Consider the following 2372-nt stretch of genomic DNA (forward strand, 5'->3'; position numbering starts at 1 on the left):
GGTATCATTATTTGGAAAAACATTAGTAAGAAGATCTAAATCGACATGTGAGTTATGTGGTGAAACAGGTCGTAAATTAAATATATTTGAAGTTGGAAAAATAGAGGTAGAACCAGATTATGACAGATGTATACACATCTGTGATACATGTATGGACACAATAGACAGATTGAAAAAAGCCGATGAAAATGATCTAAGATTTTTAAATCACGCAATTTGGAGTGAGGTAAATATAGTAAAAGCTGCAGCAATAGATATTATAAAACAGATCCAAGGGAAATATTCGTGGATAGATGATCTATTAGATATGGTCTATATGGATGAGGAATTAGAAGAGGTTCTTGAGAAGATAAGTCAAAAGTAGAACTGATAAAATTATTTAATAAAAATGAGGGCTTATCTAATTTTGATAGCACCTCATTTTTATTGTTTTTTGTTTATTATCTATATAGACAAAGGTATGATGTTTCATCTTCTACTTTTACTAAAAATGAACTATTTGCTTCTACTTCAAAAGTATTTCCAGTATGGATTTCTACCCATTTTTCAGAGTTTGGTAGTTTTATTGTCATTTTTCCAGAAGTAACTGTCATATGTTCTTTTTTAGATGTCCCAAATTTATACTCACCAGGAGCCATAACTCCTATTGTTGCAGGGCCTTCATTATTTTCAAAACTAAGAGATTTAACCTTACCTTCAAAATATTCATTTGTATTAAACATTGGTTTTCCTCCTTTTTATTTTAAAATATTAATACTAAAGTTTCTCATAGTGGTGTAGAAACTGTCAAGTAGATAGAGAATTTTTTTCTGTGGGAAGTAAAAAACTAATATGAAAAGGGAAAAAAACTCTAAAATAATTTTTAAGTTAAAAAATGGGTGTGTGGGATTTGGTTATATAGAAAAAGTATTGTATATATATAGGGTGCATAAATAATGAAAAGATATAAAAGTTAGACAAGTCATATTTGATTTGTTGCATAAAAAAATAAAAAATTTGGAGGAAAAAATGAAACAAGAAAACGTTAAGGTAAGCTTTAAGGGTTTGGTACCCTTTTTTATTTTTATTGGAATTTATTTAGGAAGTGGATTGATACTTCAATCTCAGGGGGTAGAATTAGCATTTTATCAACTGCCTGCTCCTATAGCTGCATTTGCTGGGATTATCACTGCTTTTATTCTTTTTAAAGGAACAATTAATGAAAAATTTAGTACTTTTGTAAAGGGATGTGGCCATGAGGATATAATAATCATGTGTATAATATATCTTCTTGCTGGTGCATTTGCTGGAGTATCAAAGGCCATGGGAGGAGTGGATTCTACTGTTAATTTAGGACTTACTTATATACCGACACAATATATTGCAGCAGGATTATTTATTATTGCTGGATTTATTTCTACAGCTACAGGGACTTCTGTAGGTGCAATTGTTGCTATCGCTCCAATAGCTGTAGGATTAGCTGAAAAAGGAGGATTATCTCTTCCACTAGTTCTTTCTGCTGTTATGGGAGGAGCTATGTTTGGAGATAACCTTTCAATAATCTCCGATACGACAATTGCATCTACTAGAACCCAAGGTGTAGAAATGAAAGATAAGTTTAGAATTAATATTTTAATTACAGCTCCTGCGGCTATTTTTACTATTATACTATTGATTATTTTTGGTAGACCTGAAATTTTACCCGAAGTTCAAAACTATGATTTTAGTCTAATTAAAATTTTACCTTATCTTTTTGTACTAGTATTTTCTTTAATTGGAATGAATGTTTTCATTGTTTTAACTGGTGGGATTGCTCTTTCTGGTGTAGTCGGACTTATTTATGGAAACTTCACTATTCTTACATTTTCAAAGGAAGTTTATAATGGGTTTGTGGGAATGAATGAGATCTTTCTTCTTTCATTTCTTACAGGGGGATTAGCTGCTATGGTAACTAAAGCCGGAGGCATACAGTGGTTACTTGAAAAAATACAAAAGAGTATTAGAGGTCCTAAAACAGCCCAATTAGGAATTGGTGCATTGGTAGGGCTTACGGATATAGCAGTGGCTAATAATACTGTGGCTATAATTATAAATGGTTCAATAGCTAAAAAACTTTGTAGAAAATATGAAGTCGATCCAAGAAAAAGTGCCGCTATACTGGATATTTTTTCTTGTATAGCTCAAGGATTTATCCCTTATGGAGCACAGATGTTAATTTTAGTAGGATTTGCAGGAGGGAAAGCAACTCCTTTTGAGATTATACCTCTATTATGGTATCAGCAGTTATTGCTATTATCTGTGATAGTTTCGATTCATATACCATTTGCTGACGGTCTAATAAAAAAACAACCGTGGATATGGAAAACTGATATAGAAAATCTGTAGGAGTTTTA

Annotated in this window: 3 protein-coding genes; 2 read left to right on the top strand and 1 reads right to left on the bottom strand. The window is 31.6% G+C overall.

The genetic code is table 11. The features are described from left to right. Window positions 1–364 (top strand): PhnA protein (locus tag WBG30_RS02175; RefSeq protein ID WP_424503004.1); only part of this gene is annotated, 364 nt, incomplete at its 5' end. A gap of 76 nt (window positions 365–440) precedes the next feature. On the opposite strand, the gene WBG30_RS02180 is transcribed toward WBG30_RS02175, so the two are convergent. Continuing rightward, complete coding sequence (locus WBG30_RS02180) at window positions 441–722, bottom strand: pyrimidine/purine nucleoside phosphorylase (RefSeq protein WP_424503005.1); 282 nt, start codon at window positions 720–722, stop codon at window positions 441–443. 286 nt (window positions 723–1008) lie between these two features. On the opposite strand from WBG30_RS02180, the gene WBG30_RS02185 reads away from it, so the two are divergent. Further along, window positions 1009–2364: a Na+/H+ antiporter NhaC family protein gene (locus WBG30_RS02185; RefSeq protein ID WP_424503006.1), complete on the top strand. Its 1356-nt coding sequence runs from the start codon at window positions 1009–1011 to the stop codon at window positions 2362–2364. Window positions 2365–2372 lie beyond the last annotated feature (8 nt).

Source organism: Psychrilyobacter sp. (genome assembly GCF_049671765.1).
GTDB lineage: Bacteria > Fusobacteriota > Fusobacteriia > Fusobacteriales > Fusobacteriaceae > Psychrilyobacter.